Origin of the sequence: Sulfitobacter sp. D7, from assembly GCF_003611275.1 — a bacterium.
GTDB classification, from domain to species: domain Bacteria; phylum Pseudomonadota; class Alphaproteobacteria; order Rhodobacterales; family Rhodobacteraceae; genus Sulfitobacter; species Sulfitobacter profundi.
The window spans coordinates 473,073-494,530 of sequence record NZ_CP020694.1; the positions used below are offsets into that span (position 1 = coordinate 473,073).

Genomic DNA, 21,458 nt, shown 5'->3' on the forward strand with positions numbered 1-21,458 from the left:
GACGGGGTGTCGGGATTGGCCCCTGACACGGGCCGGGTTTTGCCTATAGTTTGGTCAATAGCCAGCGGGAGGGGTAGCCATGTCCGAGAGGATCACATTCACGCTTGATGGTCAGACCGTCGAGGCCGAAACCGGCATGACCATCTGGGAAGTGGCCAATGGCCGGGGTCTGAAGATCCCACATCTCTGCCATAAACCTGCCCCCGGTTACCGCCCCGACGGCAACTGCCGCGCCTGTATGGTCGAGATCGAGGGCGAGCGTGTGCTGGCGGCTTCGTGCATCCGCGAACCTGCCGAGGGGATGGTCGTCACGACCAACAACGCGCGGGCCGAGAATGCCCGCAAGATGGTGATGGAACTGCTGCTGGCCGACCAGCCCGCGCAGGACGTGGCCCACGACAAGTCGAGCCATATGCGCGAGATGGCGGCGCTGAGCGGGGTGGAAAGCAGCCGTTTTCCCAAGCTTGAGCGGGACCGCATTCCGCTGTTGGACGACAGCCATGTCGCGATGCGCGTGAACCTTGATGCCTGTATCCAGTGCAACCTCTGCGTCCGCGCCTGCCGCGAGGTGCAGGTCAACGACGTGATCGGCATGGCCGGGCGCGGACATGATGCCTATCCGGTCTTTGATATCGACGATCCTATGGGTGCATCGACCTGTGTGGCCTGCGGCGAATGCGTGCAAGCCTGCCCGACGGGGGCGCTTATGCCTGCCACGGTGGTGGATGAGGCGCAGATAGGTGACTCTGCGGATTACGACAGTGAGATCGAAAGCATCTGCCCCTTCTGTGGTGTGGGCTGTCAGATTTCGCTCAAGGTGAAGGACAACAAGGTCAAATATGTTGAAGGTATCAACGGCCCGGCGAACGAAGGGCGGCTCTGCGTTAAGGGCCGCTTTGGCTTTGACTATATCCACCACGATCACCGCCTGACCAAACCGCTGATCCGCCGCGAGGACGCGCCCGCCAAAGGGCTGAATGTCGATCCGGGCAATTGGGGCGAGGTGTTCCGCGAGGCCACATGGGACGAGGCGCTGGATTTCGCGGCACAGGGCCTCAAGGGGCGCGGGCGCGAGGTGGCGGGCTTTGGCAGTGCGAAATGCACCAATGAAGAAGCCTATCTGTTTCAAAAGATGATCCGCCAGGGCTTTGGCCATAACAACGTCGATCACTGCACGCGGCTGTGCCACGCCTCATCCGTGGCGGCGCTGATGGAGAACGTCGGCTCAGGCGCTGTCACGGCCACCTTCAATGAGATCGAAAATGCCGATGTGGCCATCGTGATCGGCGCGAACCCGGTTGAGAACCACCCCGTCGCCGCAACCTATTTCAAACAGTTTACCAAACGCGGCGGCAAGCTGATCGTGATGGACCCGCGTGGTGTGGGGCTGCGGCGTTTCGCCAGCCATATGCTGCAATTCCGCCCCGGCACCGATGTGTCGATGCTCAACGCGATCATGCATGTGATCGTCGAAGAGGGGCTCTATGACGCACAATATATCGCGGCCTATACCGAGAATTGGGAGGCCGAGAAGGCACATCTGAAGGACTTCAGCCCCGAGAAGATGGCCCCCATCTGCGGGATCGGGGCCGAGGTGCTGCGCGATGTGGCGCGAACCTTTGCAGGGGCCAATGCGGCGATGATCTTTTGGGGCATGGGGGTGAGCCAGCACATCCACGGCACCGACAATTCGCGCTGTTTGATCAGTCTTGCGCTGATGACCGGCCAAATCGGCCGCTCCGGTGCTGGGCTACACCCGCTCAGGGGCCAGAATAACGTGCAGGGCGCGTCTGATGCGGGGCTGATCCCGATGTTTCTGCCTGATTACCAACCGGTGGAGGACGACGGCGTGCGCAGCGCCTTCACCGACGTCTGGGGCTCGGGTGATTTTAGCGCCGAGAAGGGGCTGACCGTGACCGAGATCATGGACGCGGTGCATGATGGGGACATCAAGGCGATGTATGTGCTGGGCGAAAACCCGGCGATGTCGGACCCCGATGTCGACCATGCCCGCGATGCACTGGCGAAACTCGACCACCTTGTGGTGCAGGACATCTTCCTAACCGAAACGGCGAATTACGCCGATGTGATCCTTCCCGCCAGCGCCTTTGCGGAAAAGACAGGTACGGTGACCAACACCAACCGTCAGGTGCAAATGGGCCGCCCGGCGGTGACACCTCCCGGCGAGGCGCGCGAGGATTGGTGGATTGAGGTGGAACTGGCCAAGCGGCTGGGGCTGGACTGGAGCTATGAAAGCCCGGCGGATGTCTTTGCCGAGATGAAGCTCAACATGAAGTCCTTCGACAACATCACATGGGACCGTCTGGCGCGGGAAAATGCAGTGACCTATCCGTCGCTCAGCGCGGATGATCCGGGGCAGGCGATTGTCTTTGGTGACGGTTTCCCGCGCCCTGAGGGGCGGGCCAAATTCACCCCTGCGTCGATCGTGGCCCCCGATGATGTGCCGGATGCAGACTACCCGATGATCCTGACCACCGGGCGGCAGTTGGAGCATTGGCACACTGGCTCAATGACCCGCCGCTCCAAGGTGCTGGACGGATTGGAGCCGGAGGCAAACTGCTCACTTCATCCGTCGACCCTGCGGCGTCTGGGTGTGGCACCGGGTGAGCATGTGCGGCTATCCACCAAACGCGGCAGCATTGAGATTATGGCCCGCGAGGACCGTGCCGTGGCCCCTGATATGGTTTTCCTGCCCTTTGCCTATGTCGAGGCCGCGGCGAATATCCTGACCAATCCAGCGGTTGACCCTTACGGCAAGATCCCGGAGTTTAAATTCTCTGCCGTCAGGGTGGAGGCGGCGAAAGAGGCCGTTGCCGCCGAGTAAGGAAAGTACCGACAAATGAAAATTGATGCCGCGCGATTTCTGAAGGATTTGCACGATCTGCGTGCCATTGGTGCGGCAGGGGTGGGCAAAGGCGTGGTGCGCCCGGCCTATTCCGCTGCCGATGTCGAGGCGCGGGAATGGCTCGCCGGACGTATGCGCGAGGCAGGGCTCAAGATTGAGGTCGACGCCATGGGCAACCTCTTTGGCTTGGCCGAGGGGCCGTCGATTCTGCTGGGCTCACATTCCGACAGCCAGCCCGAGGGCGGCTGGCTGGACGGTGCCTTGGGCGTGATCGCGGCGCTCGAAATCGCCCGCGCAGCGCGCGAGGCTGGTGGCCCTGCGGTATCGGTCGTGTCGTTTCAGGATGAAGAGGGACGCTTTGGCGTGACCACCGGCTCGACCGTCTGGTCGGGCGCTTTGGATCAGGCGGAGGCTGACGCGTTCACTGATGATGCCGGGGTCAGCTTGGCCGAGGCGCGCAAGGCGGTGGACGGCATGGTGACCGGCCCGGTCGATCCGGCGCAATTCAGCGGCTACATTGAGTTGCACATCGAGCAGGGGCCGACGCTGGACGACAGTGGCGAGCAGATTGGCGTCGTCAGCGATATCGTCGGCATTCGCGACATGAAGGTGACCTTCAAGGGCCAGCAGAACCACGCAGGCACCACGCCGATGCAGGTGCGCCGCGATGCCTTTCAGGCGGTGTCTGAGTTCAACAGCCTGCTCAACGACCGGCTGCGCAATGTGGTGACGCCGACCACGGTCTGGACCATCGGCCATGTCAGCCTGCATCCCAATGCGTCGTCCATCGTGCCGGGCAAAGCGGTGTTTTCCATGCAGTGGCGGGACGGCGACAGCGACCGTCTGGCCCGGATGGAAGCGATCATCCGCGAGACGGCCGAAGAGGTGGCCAAGACCCGCGGGATGGACCTGTCTTTTGGTCCGATGCTGGGGTTGGAGCCTGTGGCGATGGATGCGCGGCTGCAAGATGCGCTGGCCCAGGCGGCGGAGGCAGTGGCCCCGGGAAAATGGCGCAAGATGCCTTCGGGTGCCTTGCATGACGCGACTAATGTGGCGCGATTGATGCCCGTAGCGATGTTGTTCGCGCCGTCGATCAATGGGATCAGCCATGCCTTTGAAGAGGATACGGCGGAAGACGATCTGGTCGCAGCAGTTGAGGTGCTGGGGCGGGCCGTCGCGGCGCTTTGACCGCCTTCAGCCCCAGTTCACATCGCCAAGGAAAATATAGCCCGCGCCGTAGATCGTTTTGATGAGTTGCGGGTTCTTTGGGTCTTCACCCAGCTTCGTGCGCAGCCGCGAGATGCGCACATCCATCGCTCGGTCAAAGCTTTCTGAGGCCACGCCGCCGAGGCTTTCTTGCATCTGCGCGCGGCTGATGAGGCGTTTGGGGGCATCGAGAAACAGGCGCAGGACTTCGCCCTCGGCATGGGAAAAGGTCACCTCTGTCCCCTCTGCGTTGATCAGAACGTATCGGTCAAAATGGGCGGTCCAGCCGTTAAACCGCGCGGTGGTGCCCGCCTGCGGTGTCGGTTTCGCGCTGCGCAGGCGGGCGCGGATGCGGGCGACGACTTCGGCGGGGTCGAAAGGTTTGATGATGTAGTCGTCGGCACCCAGTTCCAGCCCCGTCACCCGGTCTTGGACCTGCGCACGGCCCGAGATGATGATGACGATCGCGCCTTGTTCCAGCGCCAACCGGTGCACCAATGTCAGCCCGTCGGTGTCGGGTAGGCTGAGATCGACGAGACAGACATCGGGCGTATGGTTGGCCAAGGCGGCCTCAAAAGCCCGCGCGCGGCCAAAGCTGAGCGTGTCGAAGCCCGCTTCCTGCAAGGTGTCCGACAGCATCTGCCGGATCTCGGGTTCGTCATCCAGAATGGTGACCAGTGGGCGCGGGGCGGTATCACGGCTCATGGGGCGGTGGCTTTCAATGGGGCGATCAACGCTTGCAGATCGTCTTTTTCAAAGGGTTTGCGCAGCACCGGCGCGAGGGTCTGCGCCTCGACAAACAGCGGGTGATCGGCGGGCAGAGAGGTCATCAGCAACAGTGGCAGGCTGCTGCCGACGCGCCGGGCAAGGTCGATGCCGGTGCCTTCGCCGGTGAGTTGGATGTCCGAGAGGACAAGGGTGATGTCGGGCAGATCAGCGATCAGGGCCGTGGCCTCATCGGCGCTGGTGGCCTCGATCACCGAATGGCCCTGATCCATCAACATGTCGCGCACCACAGCGCGGATATCACTCGTATCTTCGACCAGCAGCACCAGTCCTGTCGTGGCGGGCACGGTGGCGCGGTAGGGCAGGCGCAGGCTGATCTGCGCGCCGCCCTCGGGGGCATTGCTCAGCCGCAGATCGCCGCCTGCGGATTTGGTCATGTCGTAGACCATCGACAGGCCCAGCCCCGACCCCTCGCTGCCCTTTGTGGTGAAAAAGGGCTCGACCCCACGCTCCAGCGCAGAGGGAGAGAAGCCCGGCCCGGTATCGTGGATCACCCATTCGGTCCATGTGTCATGCACCAGCCGTTGGGTCAGCGTGATCGTGCCCTGCGCGCCGCAGGCATCGCGGGCGTTGAGGATGAGGTTCAAAAGCGCGTCCTGCACCCGCCCTTTATCGAGCAGGACAGCCCCCTCCGGCGCGTCATTGCGCACCACCAGCGCGCATTTCGGCGGCAGAGTGGGGGCGGCGAGGGTCGAAAGCTCGTTCAGCAGATCGGCGAGATCGGTGGCCGCGGGGCGCAGGGCGCGGGGTTCTGTCACATCGGCGATGGAACTCAGCAGCGTGCCGCCCCGCCGCGCGGCGGCCAAGGTGCCTTCGACCCATTCGCCCGCTTGGCGCGGCATGTCAGGCAGGCGGGCAAGTTTCGACTGCATCCCCAGAATGATCGTCAAAAGGTTTGAGAAATCATGCGCCAGCCCAGAGATCATCCGTGAGGCGAGCTCGCGTTTCAGCGTCTGTTGCAGGGCGACGCGGGTCTGGGTTTCTTCGGTGATGTCCATCGACAGGATGTAAACCCCGCCGCGCCCATCGGGGGTGAAGGCACCGCGTATCCGGCGGGCAGAGGCGTCATGAGTGAACTCGATCACCGCCGGGCTGCCCGCATAGGCTTGGGTCAGCGCCGGTTTGATCCGCGCATAGGCGGAGGCCCCAAGCGCGTCGCTGATGTGCAGACCGTAGATATTGCTGGGCCGCCCCGGCATCACACTGCTCAGACGGCGGTTGGAATAGATATAGCGGCCATTCTCGTCGACATGGGCGATATGGGCGGGCATCATCTCGGTTGTCAGGCGGGTTCGGGCTTCGCTTTCGGTGACCTGCCGTTTGGCTTCTTCCAGCGCTGTGATCGTCGCTTCGAGTTTGCGGTTGCTGGCGGCGAGCTGTTCGGCATGGGAGAGCAGTTGATCGCTCAGCGCATCGGACCGCGCGCGCAACAGCGCCTCTTGCCGTTTGGTGTTGGTGATGTCGGTATAGACGGTGACCCAGCCGCCCTGCGGCAGCGGGGAGCCTTCGACGCTGATGGTGCGCCCGTTCGCGCGGGTGCGTTCCATGTAATGCGGCACAAAGGCCTGCGCTTGTTCGACACGCTCGGCCACGAAGGCATCGACATCCGTGACCTCGCCATATTCGCCGGTTCCGGCAAGATGGCGGATCGTATCCTCAAAGGGCGCGCCGGGAGTGACCAGTTCATCGGGCAGGTCGAACATGGATTGAAACGGCCCGTTGCAGACCGCAAGGCGCAGGTCGCTGTCATAGATCGTCAGCGCCTGAGCGATCAGGTTCAGACCGGCTTGGGTCAGGGCTTTGGTTTGGTCATCGGTGATCTGCATTGGCATCCGTCGACGGTAGGGCCAGCACCGCGCAGAGGAAAGGCCAAATGGCGCTTGACCTTCTTGCGCTGGAGGCCCGGAGAAGCGCGGCAAATGAAACCCGAAAGGCAGAGCATGGACAAGAACTTTGGAATGGTGGCGGTGGCTGCGGTGGTCGCGATTGGCGGATATAAGTGGTGGCGTGCCGAAGAGGCCCCGGCCCCCACAGCAAGCGGCGCGGCGATGGCAGCCGTCACCCTGCCGGAAAGCCTGAGCGAGCAGGCGCAGATCGGCGCGCGTGCATTTGAGGCGAAATGCTCGGCTTGTCACGGGATCAATGCCGCCGGGCGCGAAGGCGCAGGCCCGCCGCTGATCCATAAAATCTATGAACCCAGCCACCACGGCGATGGCGCCTTTCTGGTCGCGGCAACCAATGGCGTACGCCAGCATCACTGGTCTTTCGGCAATATGCCCCCGGTCGAAGGGATCACCCAGGCCGAGGTTAAATCCATCGTGACCTATGTGCGCGAGGTGCAGCGCGCCAATGGCATTGATTAGGCGCGAAAGAAAGTAGGCGCAAAAGGCGGCTAAATCGCGCTGTAACAATTCGTTAGGATTCGGAAAAGATCAGGAAAAAGTTGACCTCCACAAAAAAGAGAACGTCACTTGTGAGATCATAGAATCGCACAAGCGATCGAACCCGCCGGGGAGGGCGGGCATGGGAGGAAGACAATTTGGCCAAGCCGCTGACGCGTGCCGACGGACCTCAGTCCGTGCCGGCGCTGTTGCATCGCAACGCAAGTGAATTCGCAAACGCCCCCGCTTACCGGGAGAAGGAATACGGGATCTGGCAGAGCTGGACCTGGTCGCAGACCCGCGACGAGGTTGAGGCGCTGGCGCTCGGATTTCTGGAGCTGGGACTGGATGAGGGCGATTTCGTCGCCGTTATCGGGCGCAACCGACCATACCTCTATTGGGCGATGATGGCGGCGCAGATGGCTGGCGCCATTCCCGTGCCGCTTTACCAAGACGCCAACGCCGAAGAGATGGCCTATGTCATGGGCCACTGCGGCGCGCGCATCGCCGTGGTGGGCGATCAGGAGCAGGTCGACAAGATCATCGAAGTGCAGGCGCAGCTGCCCGACTTTGAGCGGATGGTCTATCTCGACTCGCGGGGCCTGCGTAAATACGACCACTCCAAACTTGACCAATACAGCGCCGTGCAGGAACTGGGCCGCGCCAATCGCGAAAAGCACATCGCCGAGTTGGAGGCGCGTCAGGCCAAGCTGAACTACGATTCGACCGGCGTGATGCTTTACACCTCGGGCACCACAGGCAAGCCCAAGGGCGTGGTTCTGTCCAACCGCAACGTGATCGAGACCGCGAAGTCGTCTTCGGAGTTCGACAACCTGCGTCGCACCGACGAAATCCTCGCCTATCTGCCGATGGCATGGGTTGGTGATTTCATCTTCTCCGTGGGCCAAGCGCTCTGGACCGGGTTCTGCACCAACTGCCCCGAAAGCGCCGAGACGATGCATGTCGATCTGCGCGAGATCGGGCCGACCTATTACTTCGCTCCGCCGCGTGTGTTCGAGACACAGCTGACCAGCGTTATGATCCGTATGGAAGACGCGAGCCGCTTTAAGAAATGGCTGTTCGATACCTTCATGGCCCATGCCCGCAAGGTTGGGCCTGCGATTTTGGACGGCAAGAAGGTCTCGTTCATGGACCGCGCGAAATATGCGCTTGGTGAGCTGATGATCTATGGCCCGCTGAAAAACACGCTGGGGTTCAGCCGCGTGCGGGTGGGCTATACGGCGGGCGAGGCGATCGGGCCGGAGATTTTCGACTTCTACCGTTCGCTCGGCATCAACCTCAAACAGCTCTACGGCCAGACCGAGGCGACGGTGTTCATCACCGCCCAGCCTGACGGCGAAGTGCGCAGCGACACCGTGGGTGTGACCTGCCCCGGCGTTGAGTTGAAAATCGCGGACAATGGCGAGGTCTTCTACCGCTCGCCCGGCGTCTTTGTGGAATACTACAAGAACCCCGAAAGCACCGCCGACACCAAGGATGCCGAGGGCTGGGTCGCCACGGGCGATGCGGGCTTTATCGAAGAAGGCTCGGGCCACCTGCGCATCATCGACCGCGCCAAGGACGTGGGCCAGATGGCCGATGGGCGGCTTTTTGCGCCGAAATATGTGGAGAACAAGCTCAAGTTCTTCCCCAACATCCTTGAGACTGTGGTTTTTGGCAACCAGCGCACGGAATGTACCGCCTTCATCAACATCGACCTTACGGCAGTGGGCAACTGGGCCGAGCGTAACAACATCGGCTATGCCTCTTACCAAGAATTGGCGCGGCATCCGCAGGTGATGGACACGATCCAAAGCCATGTGGAGGAGGTGAACCGCTCGGTCGCCGAGGATGAGATGCTTTCGGGCTGTCAGGTGCACCGTTTTGTCGTGCTGCACAAAGAGTTGGACGCCGACGATGGTGAATTGACCCGCACCCGCAAAGTGCGCCGCAAGATCATCGAAGAGAAATACGCCGATATCATCACCGCGCTTTATGACGGCTCCAAACAGGTCAGCACCGAGACGGAAGTGACTTATGAGGATGGCCGCAAGGGCTCGATCAAGGCGACGCTCGAGATTCGCGACGCCGCGGTGCAGCCGACCAGCCACAAGATGGCAGCGGAATGAGCTCGGCCGGGGCCAGCGCCGGGCAGGCGGGAACTATGGAAAGGGACAGCGTGAAAGATCAGGCTGACAGCTATGTCACCGACGACGGCCGCACCATCGGCCCGACGGTGATGGAGATGAAGAACATCACCCTGCGCTTTGGCGGCGTGGAGGCGATCAAGGACATCTCATTCGACATCCGCGAGGGTGAAATCCGCGCGATCATCGGGCCGAACGGGGCGGGGAAGTCCTCGATGCTCAATGTAATCAGCGGCTTCTACGTCCCGCAGGAGGGTGAGGTTTGGTACAAAGGCGCGCAGCGTCCGCCGATGAAACCCTACCAGGTGGCGCAGCAGGGCATCGCACGGACCTTTCAGAACATCGCGCTGTTTGAGGGCATGTCAGTGCTCGACAACGTGATGACGGGTCGTCTGACGCAGATGAAATCGGGCCTGCTGGCGCAGTCTTTGTGGAAGGGCAAGGCCGAGCGCGAAGAGGTCGAGAACCGCGAGATCGCCGAGAAGGTCATCGACTTTCTGGAGATTCAGGCGATCCGTAAAACCCCGGTCGCGCGTCTGCCTTACGGTCTGAAAAAGCGCGTTGAACTGGCCCGCGCCTTGGCGGCTGAGCCAACGATCCTGCTGCTGGATGAGCCGATGGCTGGCATGAACGTCGAAGAGAAAGAGGACATGTCCCGCTTTATTCTCGACGTGAACGACGAATTCGGCACGACCATCGCGCTGATTGAGCATGACATGGGCGTGGTCATGGACCTGTCCGACCGCGTCGTCGTGATGGATTACGGCCGCAAGATCGGTGACGGCTCGCCCCACGACGTGCGCAACAATCAAGAGGTGATCGACGCCTATCTGGGGGTGGCACATGAGTGATCTTTGCATGGCGACCGCAGGCAGCAACACTGCCGTTCTGACTTTGGGGAGGGCCAATGATGCCTGAGCAACTGGCGTTTACAATCGAGGTCTTCATGAACGGGCTGATGGCCGGGGTGCTCTACGCGCTCGTGGCGCTTGGCTTTGTCCTGATTTACAAGGCTTCGGGCATTTTCAACTATGCTCAAGGGGTTATGGCGCTCTTTGCCGCGCTGACGCTCGTGGGGATCATGGACGGGCAAGTGCCCTTTAGTCACCTGATCAACGCAATCCTCGGCACCGAGGTACACCACTTCGGTTGGCATGTGCCCGCCTTCCTTGCCATCGTGCTGACGATGGTGGTGATGATCGTACTGGCCTATTGCGTGCAGCGTTTTGTGTTCCGCTACCTTGTGGGGCAAGAGCCGATCATTCTGTTCATGGCGACCATCGGTCTGGCCTATTTCCTTGAAGGCGTCGGCGATCTGATGTGGGGGTCTGAGATCAAGACGCTCGACGTGGGGCTGCCGCAGGGCATTAACATCTGGATTGATGAATTTACCTTTGACGCCACAGGCTACGGCTTCTTTATCGACAACCTCGATATCGTGGCCTCCATCGTCGCGGCGATCCTTGTGATTGGGTTGGTGATGTTCGCGCAATACACCAAGCAGGGCCGCGCCATGCGGGCTGTGGCGGACGACCATCAGGCCGCGCTGTCGGTGGGTGTCTCGCTGAACTTCATCTGGATTTTGGTCTGGTCGCTGGCGGGTTTCGTGGCCTTGGTCGCGGGCATCATGTGGGGCGCCAAATCGGGCGTGCAGTTCTCCCTGTCGCTCATCGCGCTGAAGGCGCTGCCAGTGCTGATGTTGGGTGGCTTCACCTCGATCCCCGGTGCGATTGTCGGCGGGCTGATCATCGGTGTGGGTGAGAAATTGTTCGAATTCCTGATCGGTGCCCCCTTCCTGGGCGGCGCGACTGAGAACTGGTTCGCCTATATGCTGGCGCTGGTCTTCCTCGTCTTCCGCCCACAGGGCCTGTTTGGGGAGAAGATCATTGAACGGGTTTGATACAGGCATGATGCGCCGCTGTGCATCCAACGACACAATGATCGCAGAAGGGAAATCAGTCTAATGTTCTATCGTGAAGCAGGCGATTTCAGCACGACTTACGCCGAAGACCAGCAGACCTTTCCGATCAAGTTCGACCGGTATCGCTACTATGTGGTGCTGTTCGTTGCGATCTTTGTTATTCCCTTCATGGTCAATGACTACTGGGTAAACTCGCTGTTCCTGCCCTTCCTGATCTACGCCATTGCGGCGATTGGGCTGAACATCCTTGTCGGCTATTGCGGGCAGGTCAGCCTTGGCACCGGGGGCTTCATGGCGGTGGGCGCTTACGCCTCCTACAAACTGATGACGGCGATGCCAGATGTGAGCATGTTCATCCATATCCTGCTCGCCGGGTTGATCACCGCCGCCGTTGGGGCGCTCTTCGGCCTGCCAAGCCTGCGGATTAAGGGGTTCTACCTTGCCGTGGCGACACTTGCGGCGCAGTTCTTCCTTGTGTGGCTGTTTAACCGGGTGCCGTGGTTCTACAACTACTCGGCCTCCGGCCAGATCAGCGCACCTGAGCGGGACACTTTTGGCATCCTGATCACCGGACCGAGCGCCGAAGCCTGGGCCACCTATATGTTCTGCCTGATCTTCACGGTCTTTTCGGCACTGGTTGCACGCAACCTGACGCGCGGCTCGGTGGGCCGTAAATGGATGGCGATCCGCGACATGGACATCGCCGCCGAGATCATCGGGGTGAACCCGCTGCGGGCGAAACTGACGGCCTTTGCGGTGAGCTCTTTCTTCATCGGCATCTCCGGCGCGTTGTTCTTTTCGATCTATCTCGGCGCGGTCGAAGTGGGCGAAGCCTTCGGCATCACCAAATCGTTCCTTGTGCTCTTTATGATCATCATCGGAGGATTGGGCAGCATCTTTGGCAGCTTTGCGGGGGCCGCATTCCTTGTGCTGCTGCCGGTGCTTCTGAAGATCGTCGGCGTCGACTGGCTGGGCTGGCCCACGGATATCGTGGCGCATTTGCAGCTGGTGATTGTCGGCGGGCTGATCGTGATCTTCCTGATCGCAGAGCCGCACGGGCTGGCGCAGCTGTGGCGCGTGGCCAAGGAAAAACTGAGATTGTGGCCCTTCCCGCACTAAGGGACGGCCATGAAAAGCGAGGCCGGAGGGAGGAAACCCGGCCCAAACACCCAAGTCGGACAATCCAAGGGAGAAAACACCGATGAAATATAAACTGGGAACACTGGCCGTAGCTGGCCTGATGGCCGCAAGCCCCGTGATGGCGGACCTTGTCTTTCCATCGCTGAGCTATCGTACCGGGCCCTACGCGGCGGGCGGCATCCCCTTCGCCGATGGCTACGCCGATTACTTCACGCTGCTGAACGAGCGTGACGGCGGCATCGGTGGCGAAACCATCCGTGTGCCAGAGTGCGAGACGGCCTATAACACCGAAAAAGGCGTTGAGTGCTACGAGTCGACCAAGGGCGAAGGCGCGCTGGTGTATCAGCCGCTCTCGACCGGCATCACCTACCAGCTGATCCCCAAAGTCACCGCAGACGACATCCCGATGTTGACATCGGGTCTGGGCCGTACCTCGGCCAAGAACGGCAACACTTTCAGCCACGTCTTTAACTTCCCTGCGAACTACTGGGATGGCGCGTCTGTTGCGATCAAGCACATCATGGAGCAGGAAGGCGGCAGCCTTGAGGGCAAGAAGATCGCGCTCGTGTACCACAACTCCGCCTATGGCAAGGAGCCGATCCGCACGCTGCAAGAGCTGAGCGAGAAGCATGGTTTCGAGCTGAAAGAAGTGCCCGTCGATCACCCCGGTCAGGAGCAGAAATCGCAGTGGCTGCAAATCCGCCGCGACAAGCCTGACTATGTGATCATGTATGGCTGGGGCGTGATGAACCAAGTTGCGGTTCAAGAAGCCGCCAACATCCGCTTCCCGATGGATAAGTTCATTGGGATCTGGTGGTCCGGTTCGGAAAACGACGTTCTGGCGGCGGGTGCCAAGGCCGATGGCTACAAGGCGCTGACCTTCCACAACGTGGGCTCCGACTATCCGCTTTATGACGATCTGCAGAAGTACGTCGTCGATGCGGGCAAAGCTGCCGGCGCAGGCGATCAGGTTGGTTCGGTGCTTTATAACCGTGGCGTCTATGCCGCCATGCTGGTGTCTGAAGCGGCCCGTACGGCGCAGGAAATCCACGGTGTGAGCGACATCTCCGGCGGCCAGATGCGCGACGGGATGGAGCAGCTTGAGATCACCGAAGAGAAGATGGCGGCGCTTGGCTTGCCGGACTTCGGGCCTGAGTTCTCGGTCTCCTGTGAAAACCACGGTGGTGAGGGCTTTGTCGCCGTGACCCAGTGGGATGCGGAAGCCAAGGAATGGAACCTCGTGTCGGACTTCATGCAGTCGGATCAAGACGTGATCCAGCCGCTGATCGATGCGGATAGCTCGGCCTATGCCGACGAAAACGCCATCGAAGGCAACTGCTAAGATACCGCTCCCGGCTGCCCTTCTGGGTGGCCGGGAACCTACCCAAGCGCCAAGAAAGGTCCTTCCCATGCTGGATGCCGCCAACACCAATGACGTCGCAGTCGACAACCTGCTTGAGGTCAACAATATCGAGGTGATCTACAACCACGTCATCCTCGTGCTGAAGGGCGTCAGCCTGAATGTGCCCAAGGGCGGCATCACCGCGCTGCTGGGCGGCAATGGCGCGGGCAAGACGACGACGCTCAAGGCGATCTCGGGGCTGCTGGCCTCGGAGCGAGGCGAGGTTACCAAAGGCTCGATCAAATACCGCGGCGGTCCGATCCAGCATCAGGATCCTGCCGAGACCGTGAAGAAAGGTGTCGTGCAGGTCATGGAAGGCCGTCACTGTTTTGAGCACCTCACCATCGAAGAAAACCTTCTGACCGGTGCCTATACCCGCACCGATGGCAATGCCGCGATCCAGCAGGACCTTGAGATGGTCTATAATTATTTCCCCCGCCTGAAAGAGCGCCGCCGCTCGCAGGCTGGCTATACCTCGGGCGGCGAGCAGCAGATGTGCGCCATTGGCCGCGCCCTGATGTCCCGGCCTGAGACGATCCTTTTGGACGAGCCGTCGATGGGCCTTGCGCCGCAACTGGTTGAGCAGATTTTCGAGATCGTGAAATCGGTGAACGAACAGGAGGGCGTGACCTTCTTGCTGGCCGAGCAGAACACCAACGTCGCGCTGCGCTTTGCGCATTACGGCTACATCCTCGAATCCGGTCGCGTGGTGATGGACGGCCCCGCCAAAGACCTGCGCGAGAACCAAGACGTGAAGGAATTCTACCTCGGCATGTCCGACGAAGGCCGCAAGAGCTTTCGCGACGTGCGCAGCTACCGCCGCCGCAAACGCTGGCTGAGTTAAGCCGGTACCCGACCGGACCAGAAAGACCCAAGACAAGACCAGAGCGGGCCTACGCCCTCTCCAGTGATGCCATAGCAGGAAAGTGACAGGGATGCTGACCAAGCCCCATTTCGACGATCTGGAAACCCGCAGCGCCGACCAACGGGCGGCCGATTTGGCGCAGGCGCTGCCGCAGCAGATCGCCCGCGCACAGGGCTTGCCGGGTTATGGCGAGACGCTCAAAGGGGTGGACGCATCACAGATCACCTCAGCCGCCGCCCTAGCCGACCTCCCGGTGCTGCGCAAATCTGAGCTTGGCAAGGCGCAGGCGGGGCAGCCGCCCTTCGGCGGGTTCACGACCAAGCCGGTGACGGAGTTCAGCCATGTCTTCCAGTCGCCCGGCCCGATCTACGAGCCCTCCAGCAACGATCCTGACTGGTGGCGGATGGGGCGCTTCCTGCATGCCGCGGGCATCGGCGCGGGCGATGTGGTGCACAACTGCTTTGGCTACCACCTGACCCCTGCCGGCATGATTTTCGAATCCGGTGCGCGTGCGGTTGGGGCGACCGTCTTGCCCGCAGGCACTGGCCAGACCGAGCTACAGGTCACCGCCGCCCGTGATGTGGGCTCAACCGCCTATGCGGGCACGCCGGATTACCTCAAGGTGATCTTGGAAAAGGCCGATGCCATGGGGGTTGAGCTGAAAATCACCAAGGCGGCAGTCGGCGGCGGCGCGCTTTTCCCCAGCCTGCGGGCCTTCTATCAAGAGCGCGGTATCACCTGTTTGCAATCCTATGCCACCGCCGATCTGGGCAATATCGCCTATGAAAGCCCGGCGATGGAGGGGCTGATCGTCGACGAGCAGGTCATCGTCGAGATCGTCACTCCCGGCACCGGAATCCCGGTCGCGCCCGGTGAGGTCGGTGAGGTGGTGGTCACCACGCTGAACCCCGATTACCCGCTCATTCGCTTCGCCACTGGCGACCTTAGTGCCGTTTTGGAGGGCGAAAGCCCCTGTGGGCGGACCAACATGCGGATCAAGGGCTGGATGGGCCGCGCCGATCAGACCACCAAGATCAAGGGCATGTTCGTCCGGCCCGAGCAGGTGGCGGCACTGGTCGCCCAGCACGAGGAGATCCAAAAGGCCCGCGTCATCGCCAGCCGGGAAGGCGAGGCCGATGTGATGACAGTTCAGATCGAAACCGCCGGAGAGGACAAGGACGCCTATGCCCGATCCGTCGCCGATCTACTCAAGCTCAAGGGCCGGGTCGAGCTGGTTGCCCCCGGCAGCCTGCCGCGCGACGGGTTGGTGATCGAAGATACCCGCAGCTACGATTGAGGCGCGGCGTCGCGCCCTCTGGCATTTCCGAGTGAAATCGTCGAAATAGGGCGCATGACGCTGAACACCGCCTCCTCTGAGACGCCTCATCTGCGCCGCGCCCGCGACGGGCTGCGCGCGCTGTCGGCTGTCGCCCTGACCGTCGCCACCATCTGTGCGCTGCCGATGCTGGCGGTCCTGATCGCCGCGCTGAGCGGCGGGACGGAGACGGTGCAGCATCTGATCGACACGGTGCTGGGCCGCTACACGGTGACGACGCTGCTTTTGGTGCTGCTGGTATCTCTCGGCACCTTTGCCATCGGTGTGGGGGCGGCATGGCTGGTGACGATGACACGTTTCCCCGGCGCCAAGCTGTTGGAGATTGCACTGGTGTTGCCGCTGGCCTTCCCGGCCTATGTGCTGGCCTACGCCTATACCCATGTGCTCGACCATCCCGGCATTGTGCAGACCATGCTGCGCGACGTGACGGGCTGGGGCCCGCGTGACTACTGGTTCCCCGAGATCCGCTCGCTTGGCGGGGCGGCGGCGATGCTGGTGTTGGTGCTTTATCCTTACGTCTACCTCCTGGCCCGCGCCGCATTTCTGCAACAAAGCGGGACGACATTCCTGGCCGCCCGCGCGCTCGGCTCCAGCGCTTGGGCCGCGTTTTTCAAGGTCAGCTTGCCGCTGGCGCGGCCCGCCATTGCGGGCGGCGTGTTGCTGGCGGTGATGGAGACCATCGCCGATTTCGGCACCGTGGCCTATTTCGGCGTCCAGACCTTTGCCACCGGCATCTACACCAGCTGGTTCTCCATGTTCGACCGGGCCGCCGCCGCGCAACTGGCGCTTTGCCTGCTGAGTTTCGCGCTATTGCTGGCGATGCTGGAGCGGGCGCAGCGCGGCAAGGCCAAGTATCACGACCCCGCGCGTCGGACCCAATCCGCACCGCCAGCCGAGCTGAAAGGCTGGCAGGCCGCAGCGGCGATCGTGCTTTGTGGTGTGCCGGTGCTCTTTGGCGCGGTGCTGCCGGTGGTCATCCTCGTGACCATGGGGCTTGATAGCGAGCAGAGCCTTTTCAGCCCGCGCTACCTCGGTTTCATGCGCAATTCGGTGACGCTGGCGGGGGTCGCGGCTGTGCTGACGGTGCTGGCGGCGATCAGCGTGGGGTTTTACCGGCGGCTGCGCCCGGGCCGGGTCTCGCAGGGGGCGGCTTATGTCGCGCGGTTGGGCTATGCGGTGCCGGGCGGGGTGATCGCCGTGGGGCTGCTGGTGCCCTTCGCGGCCTTCGACAACGCGCTCGACGCTTGGATGCGCGAGACCTTTGATGTTTCCACCGGGCTTTTGATTACCGGTTCAATTTGGCTCTTGGTGCTGGCCTATCTGGTGCGCTTCCTCGCTGCGGCGCTTGGGGCCTATGAGGGCGGGCAGTCGATGGTGCATGCCAATATGGACGCCGCCGCGCGGTCACTGGGGCAGACGCCCTTGGGGACGCTGCGCCGGGTGCATCTGCCGATCCTTGCGCCGAGCTTGCTGACCGCGCTGCTTATCGTCTTTGTCGACGTGATGAAGGAACTGCCCGCGACGCTGATCATGCGGCCTTTCAACTATGACACGCTGGCCGTGCAGGCGTACCGGCTGGCCAGTGACGAGCGGCTCAATGGGGCGGCGGTGCCGAGCCTTGTGATCGTCGCGATGGGGCTGCTGCCAGTGATATTGATCTGTCGGCAGGTGGGGCGTCAGCGGTAAGCCACAAGGGCCAGCGCCTGCCCGTGGGGCGGCGATCCTGACATGCCTTCGTGCCACTTTAGGGTGCAATCTTGGTGTGTGTTCGCTAGGGCTTGCCCTGCCTCACCAAATCGCCTCCCCGCCGGGACGGGCAGGCGATGGCCCGGCGCCTGCGGCTTGATTCCGGGCCGGGGCGCGATGAGGGGGAGGGTGATGCCCGGGGTGCCCCCGGGCGGGCGCTTGCGGGAAGCGCCGCGCATAAAAAAAGGCGGGCCCGAAAGCCCGCCTTCTGCATTACTCGCTAGGTTGAATTATTCCCAGCCGACCGAGTTGAAGATCTTCTGCGCGGTGCCGATGTTCTCGGCCACGTCCGACAGGTTCACCTCGTCGGCTTTGAACTCACCCAACTGCTTGACGCTGTCGGCCAGTTCTACGCCTTCCACGGTGGGGAATTCATCGTTGCCCGCCGAGAAATAGACCTGCGCCTGATCGGAGGCGAGATACTCAAGGAATTTCACCGCGTTCTCACGGTTCGGGGCGTTCTTGGCCACGCCGCCGCCTGAGAGGTTCATATGCGCGCCGTTGCCTTCTTGGTCCGGCCAGATCAGGCCGATCTTGCCGATATCGGCGCTCACGCCGTCGACGTCGGTGCGGATCGCGCGGGCGAAATAGTAGCTGTTGGAGACCGCGATGTCGCACTCACCCGAAACGATGCCGCGCAGCTGGTCGGTGTCGCCGCCTTGGGGTGCGCGCGCCATGTTGTCGACCACGCCCTGCGCCCATTCGGTCGCGGCTTCTTCGCCCTCATGGGTCACGATGGAGGCCAGCAGGGTCTGGTTGTAGGTGTTGGTCGAAGACCGGATGCAGACCTGACCTTTGTAGGCCGGATCGGCAAGATCCATGTAGGTCGCTGGCGGATTTTCCATCGTCTCTTTGTTGTAGAAGATGATCCGCGCGCGTTGGGACAGACCGAACCACTGGTTGTCGTCGTCCTGCAGGTTGCCGGGGATGCGCTCTTCGAGCGTGTCGCTCTCGACCGCTTGCAGCAGGTCCATGTCTTTGGCGCGCTTGAGGCGGCTGGTGTCCACGGTCAGCAGGACGTCGGCGGGGGAGTTCGCGCCTTCGGCTTCCATACGGGCCAGCAGTTCGTCGGCTTTGCCTTCGATGCGGTTGATGGTGATGCCGGTTGCTTCGGTAAAGTCGGAGTAGAGCCGCTCGTCAGTGTCGTAGTGACGCGAAGAGTAGAGATTCAACTCGCCATCGGCCAGCGCAGGAAGGGCCAGCGCCATCAGCGCGGCGGCGGCAGTCGATGTTTTGCAGAAGGTCATATCAGGGTCCTGTTCCATTTGGGATAACTTGACTGAAACAGTAAGAAACAGATTTTATCCGGCCCTGCAACCAATTCCGATAAATTTGGTCGGAAAGCCCCCGGCCGCATCAGGCCGAGGGCTAAGCGGTCAGTCTTTGCCGCCGATCTTGTCTTGGGTCTTGGTGTCGAAATCGCTGGCGTCGTGCCGCTCATGCAGTTGCATCGACAGGTCGTCGCCGAAGGCGCGGTTGACCATACGGCCCCGGGTCACGGCAGGGCGTGCGTCAATCGCTTCGGCCCAACGCATGACGTTTTTGTAAGAGGTCACGTCAAGGAACTCAGCCGCCGAATAGAGCCGCCCGAGCACCAATTGACCATACCAGCTCCAGATCGCCATATCGGCGATGGAGTATTCATCGGCGAAATACTCATGCTCGGCCAAATGCTTGTCCATCACATCAAGCTGACGCTTGGTTTCCATCGCGAAACGGTTGATGGGGTATTCGAACTTCTCTGGGGCGTAGGCGTAGAAATGGCCGAAGCCGCCGCCAAGGTAGGGCGCGCTGCCCATCTGCCAAAAGAGCCACGACAGCGCCTCGGTCCGGCGGGCGGGGTCTTGGGGCAGAAAGGCGCCAAACTTCTCAGCGAGATAGAGCAGGATCGCCCCCGATTCGAAGACCCGCTGGGGCGCATCGCCAGAGTGGTCCATCAGCGCGGGCATTTTGGAGTTGGGGTTCACCTCGACAAAGCCCGAACCGAACTGATCGCCCTCGGAAATATCAATCAGCCATGCGTCGTATTCAGCCGCCTTATGGCCCGCCTCTAGCAGTTCTTCGAACATCACTGTGACTTTGACGCCATTGGGCGTGGCGAGGGAATAAAGCTGAAAGGGGTGGTCGCCGACGGGCAGGTCCTTGTCATGGGTCGCACCGGCGATGGGCCGATTGGTGCTGGCGAATTTGCCGCCGCTTTCTGATTCCCATTTCCAAACCTTTGGGGGCGTATATTCGGGCGTGTCCGACATGATGGTCTTCCTTGTTATTCAAGTCTGCTTTGAAGGTGGGGTTTTGCGCCGGGGTTGCAAGCCGTTATCCGCAACGAAAAAGGCCGCCCCCGAAGGAGCGGCCTTTAATTCTAAAAAGCTGCGAAGCTCAGCCCTGACGGGCTTTGAACCGGCGCTGCGTCTTGTTGATGACGTAAACGCGGCCTTTGCGACGCACAACACGGCAATCGCGATGCCGATTCTTGAGCGAGCGGAGCGAATTGCGAACCTTCATGGTCGTCTCCTCATGTCGTGGCGCGGGCCAGCGCCTGGGTTGCGGGCAACCTGCCAAAGGCAGGTCGATGAATAATGGTGGGCGATACTGGGATCGAACCAGTGACCCCTTCGATGTCAACGAAGTGCTCTACCGCTGAGCTAATCACCCACTTTTAAGCGTTTCCATACCGGCCCCAAAACTAAATGGGGCGCGAAATTTCGCGCCGTTGGGGTGCTATAAAAGGAGTCGGCGACGGGATCAAGGGCTTTTGGAGCGGAATAAACACGCTATGTTCGACTTAGAAGGAATTATTATGCCGATGACCGCCTACGAAGTACTGCATCCCGACCGAAACCGCTCTTGCGTGGTCTTTGCCTCGCCCCATTCGGGTCGGGATTATGCGGCGTCTTTCCTGCGGCGGTCGGTTTTGGACGAACATGCGATCCGCTCGTCCGAGGATGCTTTTGTCGATCTGTTGTTCGATTGCGCGCCGCTGCATGGGGCCTCTTTCATCAAAGCTGGTGCGCCGCGGGCCTATATCGACCTCAACCGCGCGCCCGAGGAGTTGGACCCATCGGTCATCGAAGGGATCCCGCGGCAGGGTCATAACCCGCGCGTGGCCTCGGGGCTTGGGGTGATTCCCCGCGTGGTGGCCAATGGTCGGGCGATTTATCGTGGCAAGCTTTCCCAAGAGGAGGCGCAGCTGCGCATCGACAGCTACTGGCGGCCCTATCACGCGAAATTGCAGGAGTTGCTGAGCGGGGCGCATCGCCGTCACGGGCAGGCGGTGCTGGTCGATTGCCACTCCATGCCGCATGAGGCGATGGATGGCGTCGCGCGCGGCGGGATGCGGCGGCCCGATGTCGTGTTGGGCGACCGCTTTGGCGCGGCGGCGGGGGGCGAGGTGGTCGACCGGATCGAAGCCGCCTTTGTCGAGGCGGGGTTCGTGGTGACGCGCAATTCGCCCTTTGCCGGGGCCTATATTACCCAAGCCTATGGCCGTCCCTCGCGCGGGCAGCATGCCGTGCAGGTCGAGATCGACCGGGCGCTCTATATGAACGAGCGGTTGATTCGGCCCAACGGTGCTTTCGAGGCGGTGCAGGCGGCGCTGCAGCGTGTGGTGGCCGAAGTGGCGCAGATCGGGCAGCAGCGGCTTCCCCTCGCTGCGGAGTAGG

At 61.7% G+C, this 21,458-nt stretch carries 17 protein-coding genes and 1 tRNA gene; 12 read left to right on the plus strand and 6 right to left on the minus strand.

From position 1 onward, the window contains the following. The first annotated feature begins 79 nt into the window (after positions 1–79). Together fdhF and B5M07_RS02295 are read left to right on the plus strand one after the other, a co-directional pair. Entirely contained in the window at positions 80–2,845 is a 2,766-nt protein-coding gene (fdhF, locus tag B5M07_RS02290; protein WP_120350056.1) for a formate dehydrogenase subunit alpha, read from the plus strand. Between the two features lie 15 nt (positions 2,846–2,860). After that, positions 2,861–4,054: a Zn-dependent hydrolase gene (locus tag B5M07_RS02295; protein ID WP_120350057.1), complete on the plus strand. Its 1,194-nt coding sequence runs from the start codon at positions 2,861–2,863 to the stop codon at positions 4,052–4,054. Between the two features lie 6 nt (positions 4,055–4,060). Here B5M07_RS02295 and B5M07_RS02300 read toward each other — a convergent pair whose 3' ends face one another. After that, a complete protein-coding gene (locus B5M07_RS02300; RefSeq protein ID WP_120350058.1) occupies positions 4,061–4,777 on the minus strand; it encodes a response regulator transcription factor in 717 nt (238 codons plus the stop codon). Then, on the minus strand, positions 4,774–6,684 hold the full coding sequence (locus tag B5M07_RS02305; protein WP_120350059.1) for a hybrid sensor histidine kinase/response regulator: 1,911 nt from the start codon (positions 6,682–6,684) through the stop codon (positions 4,774–4,776). Before B5M07_RS02305 ends, B5M07_RS02300 begins: the two co-directional genes overlap by 4 nt. Positions 6,685–6,798: 114 nt before the next feature. Here B5M07_RS02305 and B5M07_RS02310 point away from each other — a divergent pair, with 114 nt between their 5' ends. The 9 genes from B5M07_RS02310 to B5M07_RS02350 all read left to right on the plus strand — a co-directional run bounded on the left by B5M07_RS02310 (position 6,799) and on the right by B5M07_RS02350 (position 17,736). Then, a complete protein-coding gene (locus tag B5M07_RS02310; RefSeq protein ID WP_120350060.1) occupies positions 6,799–7,221 on the plus strand; it encodes a c-type cytochrome in 423 nt (140 codons plus the stop codon). Between the two features lie 176 nt (positions 7,222–7,397). Further along, positions 7,398–9,368, plus strand: coding sequence for an AMP-binding protein (locus B5M07_RS02315; RefSeq protein ID WP_120350061.1), 1,971 nt, complete (start codon positions 7,398–7,400; stop codon positions 9,366–9,368). Positions 9,369–9,418: 50 nt separating this feature from the next. Further along, on the plus strand, positions 9,419–10,237 hold the full coding sequence (locus tag B5M07_RS02320; protein WP_120352129.1) for an ABC transporter ATP-binding protein: 819 nt from the start codon (positions 9,419–9,421) through the stop codon (positions 10,235–10,237). Positions 10,238–10,296: 59 nt separating this feature from the next. Continuing rightward, positions 10,297–11,286 carry a branched-chain amino acid ABC transporter permease gene (locus B5M07_RS02325; protein WP_120352130.1) on the plus strand — a complete coding sequence of 330 codons (990 nt, stop codon included), beginning with the start codon at positions 10,297–10,299 and terminating at the stop codon, positions 11,284–11,286. Between the two features lie 63 nt (positions 11,287–11,349). Then, the gene (locus tag B5M07_RS02330; RefSeq protein WP_120350062.1) at positions 11,350–12,426 is read left to right on the plus strand and encodes a branched-chain amino acid ABC transporter permease; all 1,077 of its coding nucleotides are present in this window, start codon (positions 11,350–11,352) and stop codon (positions 12,424–12,426) included. Positions 12,427–12,508: 82 nt separating this feature from the next. Then, positions 12,509–13,789 carry an ABC transporter substrate-binding protein gene (locus B5M07_RS02335; RefSeq protein ID WP_067630058.1) on the plus strand — a complete coding sequence of 427 codons (1,281 nt, stop codon included), beginning with the start codon at positions 12,509–12,511 and terminating at the stop codon, positions 13,787–13,789. A gap of 67 nt (positions 13,790–13,856) precedes the next feature. Then, the gene (locus B5M07_RS02340; protein WP_067630052.1) at positions 13,857–14,693 is read left to right on the plus strand and encodes an ABC transporter ATP-binding protein; all 837 of its coding nucleotides are present in this window, start codon (positions 13,857–13,859) and stop codon (positions 14,691–14,693) included. A 91-nt stretch (positions 14,694–14,784) separates the two neighbouring features. Beyond that, the gene (locus tag B5M07_RS02345) at positions 14,785–16,011 is read left to right on the plus strand and encodes a phenylacetate--CoA ligase family protein (RefSeq protein WP_120350063.1); all 1,227 of its coding nucleotides are present in this window, start codon (positions 14,785–14,787) and stop codon (positions 16,009–16,011) included. A gap of 54 nt (positions 16,012–16,065) precedes the next feature. Then, the gene (locus B5M07_RS02350) at positions 16,066–17,736 is read left to right on the plus strand and encodes an ABC transporter permease (RefSeq protein WP_120350064.1); all 1,671 of its coding nucleotides are present in this window, start codon (positions 16,066–16,068) and stop codon (positions 17,734–17,736) included. Between the two features lie 290 nt (positions 17,737–18,026). Here the strand turns inward: B5M07_RS02350 and B5M07_RS02355 are convergent, their stop codons facing one another. The 4 genes from B5M07_RS02355 to B5M07_RS02370 all read right to left on the minus strand — a co-directional run bounded on the left by B5M07_RS02355 (position 18,027) and on the right by B5M07_RS02370 (position 20,451). Next, positions 18,027–19,043: a Fe(3+) ABC transporter substrate-binding protein gene (locus B5M07_RS02355; protein WP_120350065.1), complete on the minus strand. Its 1,017-nt coding sequence runs from the start codon at positions 19,041–19,043 to the stop codon at positions 18,027–18,029. 129 nt (positions 19,044–19,172) lie between these two features. Continuing rightward, positions 19,173–20,048 carry a glutathione-dependent disulfide-bond oxidoreductase gene (yghU, locus tag B5M07_RS02360; protein ID WP_120350066.1) on the minus strand — a complete coding sequence of 292 codons (876 nt, stop codon included), beginning with the start codon at positions 20,046–20,048 and terminating at the stop codon, positions 19,173–19,175. 127 nt (positions 20,049–20,175) lie between these two features. Beyond that, positions 20,176–20,301: a type B 50S ribosomal protein L36 gene (gene ykgO / locus B5M07_RS02365; protein ID WP_005850168.1), complete on the minus strand. Its 126-nt coding sequence runs from the start codon at positions 20,299–20,301 to the stop codon at positions 20,176–20,178. A gap of 75 nt (positions 20,302–20,376) precedes the next feature. Beyond that, a tRNA-Val gene (locus B5M07_RS02370) sits at positions 20,377–20,451 on the minus strand. Between the two features lie 145 nt (positions 20,452–20,596). On the opposite strand from B5M07_RS02370, the gene B5M07_RS02375 reads away from it, so the two are divergent. Continuing rightward, positions 20,597–21,457 (plus strand): N-formylglutamate amidohydrolase, encoded by an 861-nt coding sequence (locus B5M07_RS02375; RefSeq protein ID WP_067630037.1) that lies wholly within the window; start codon positions 20,597–20,599, stop codon positions 21,455–21,457. Position 21,458: the final 1 nt, after the last annotated feature.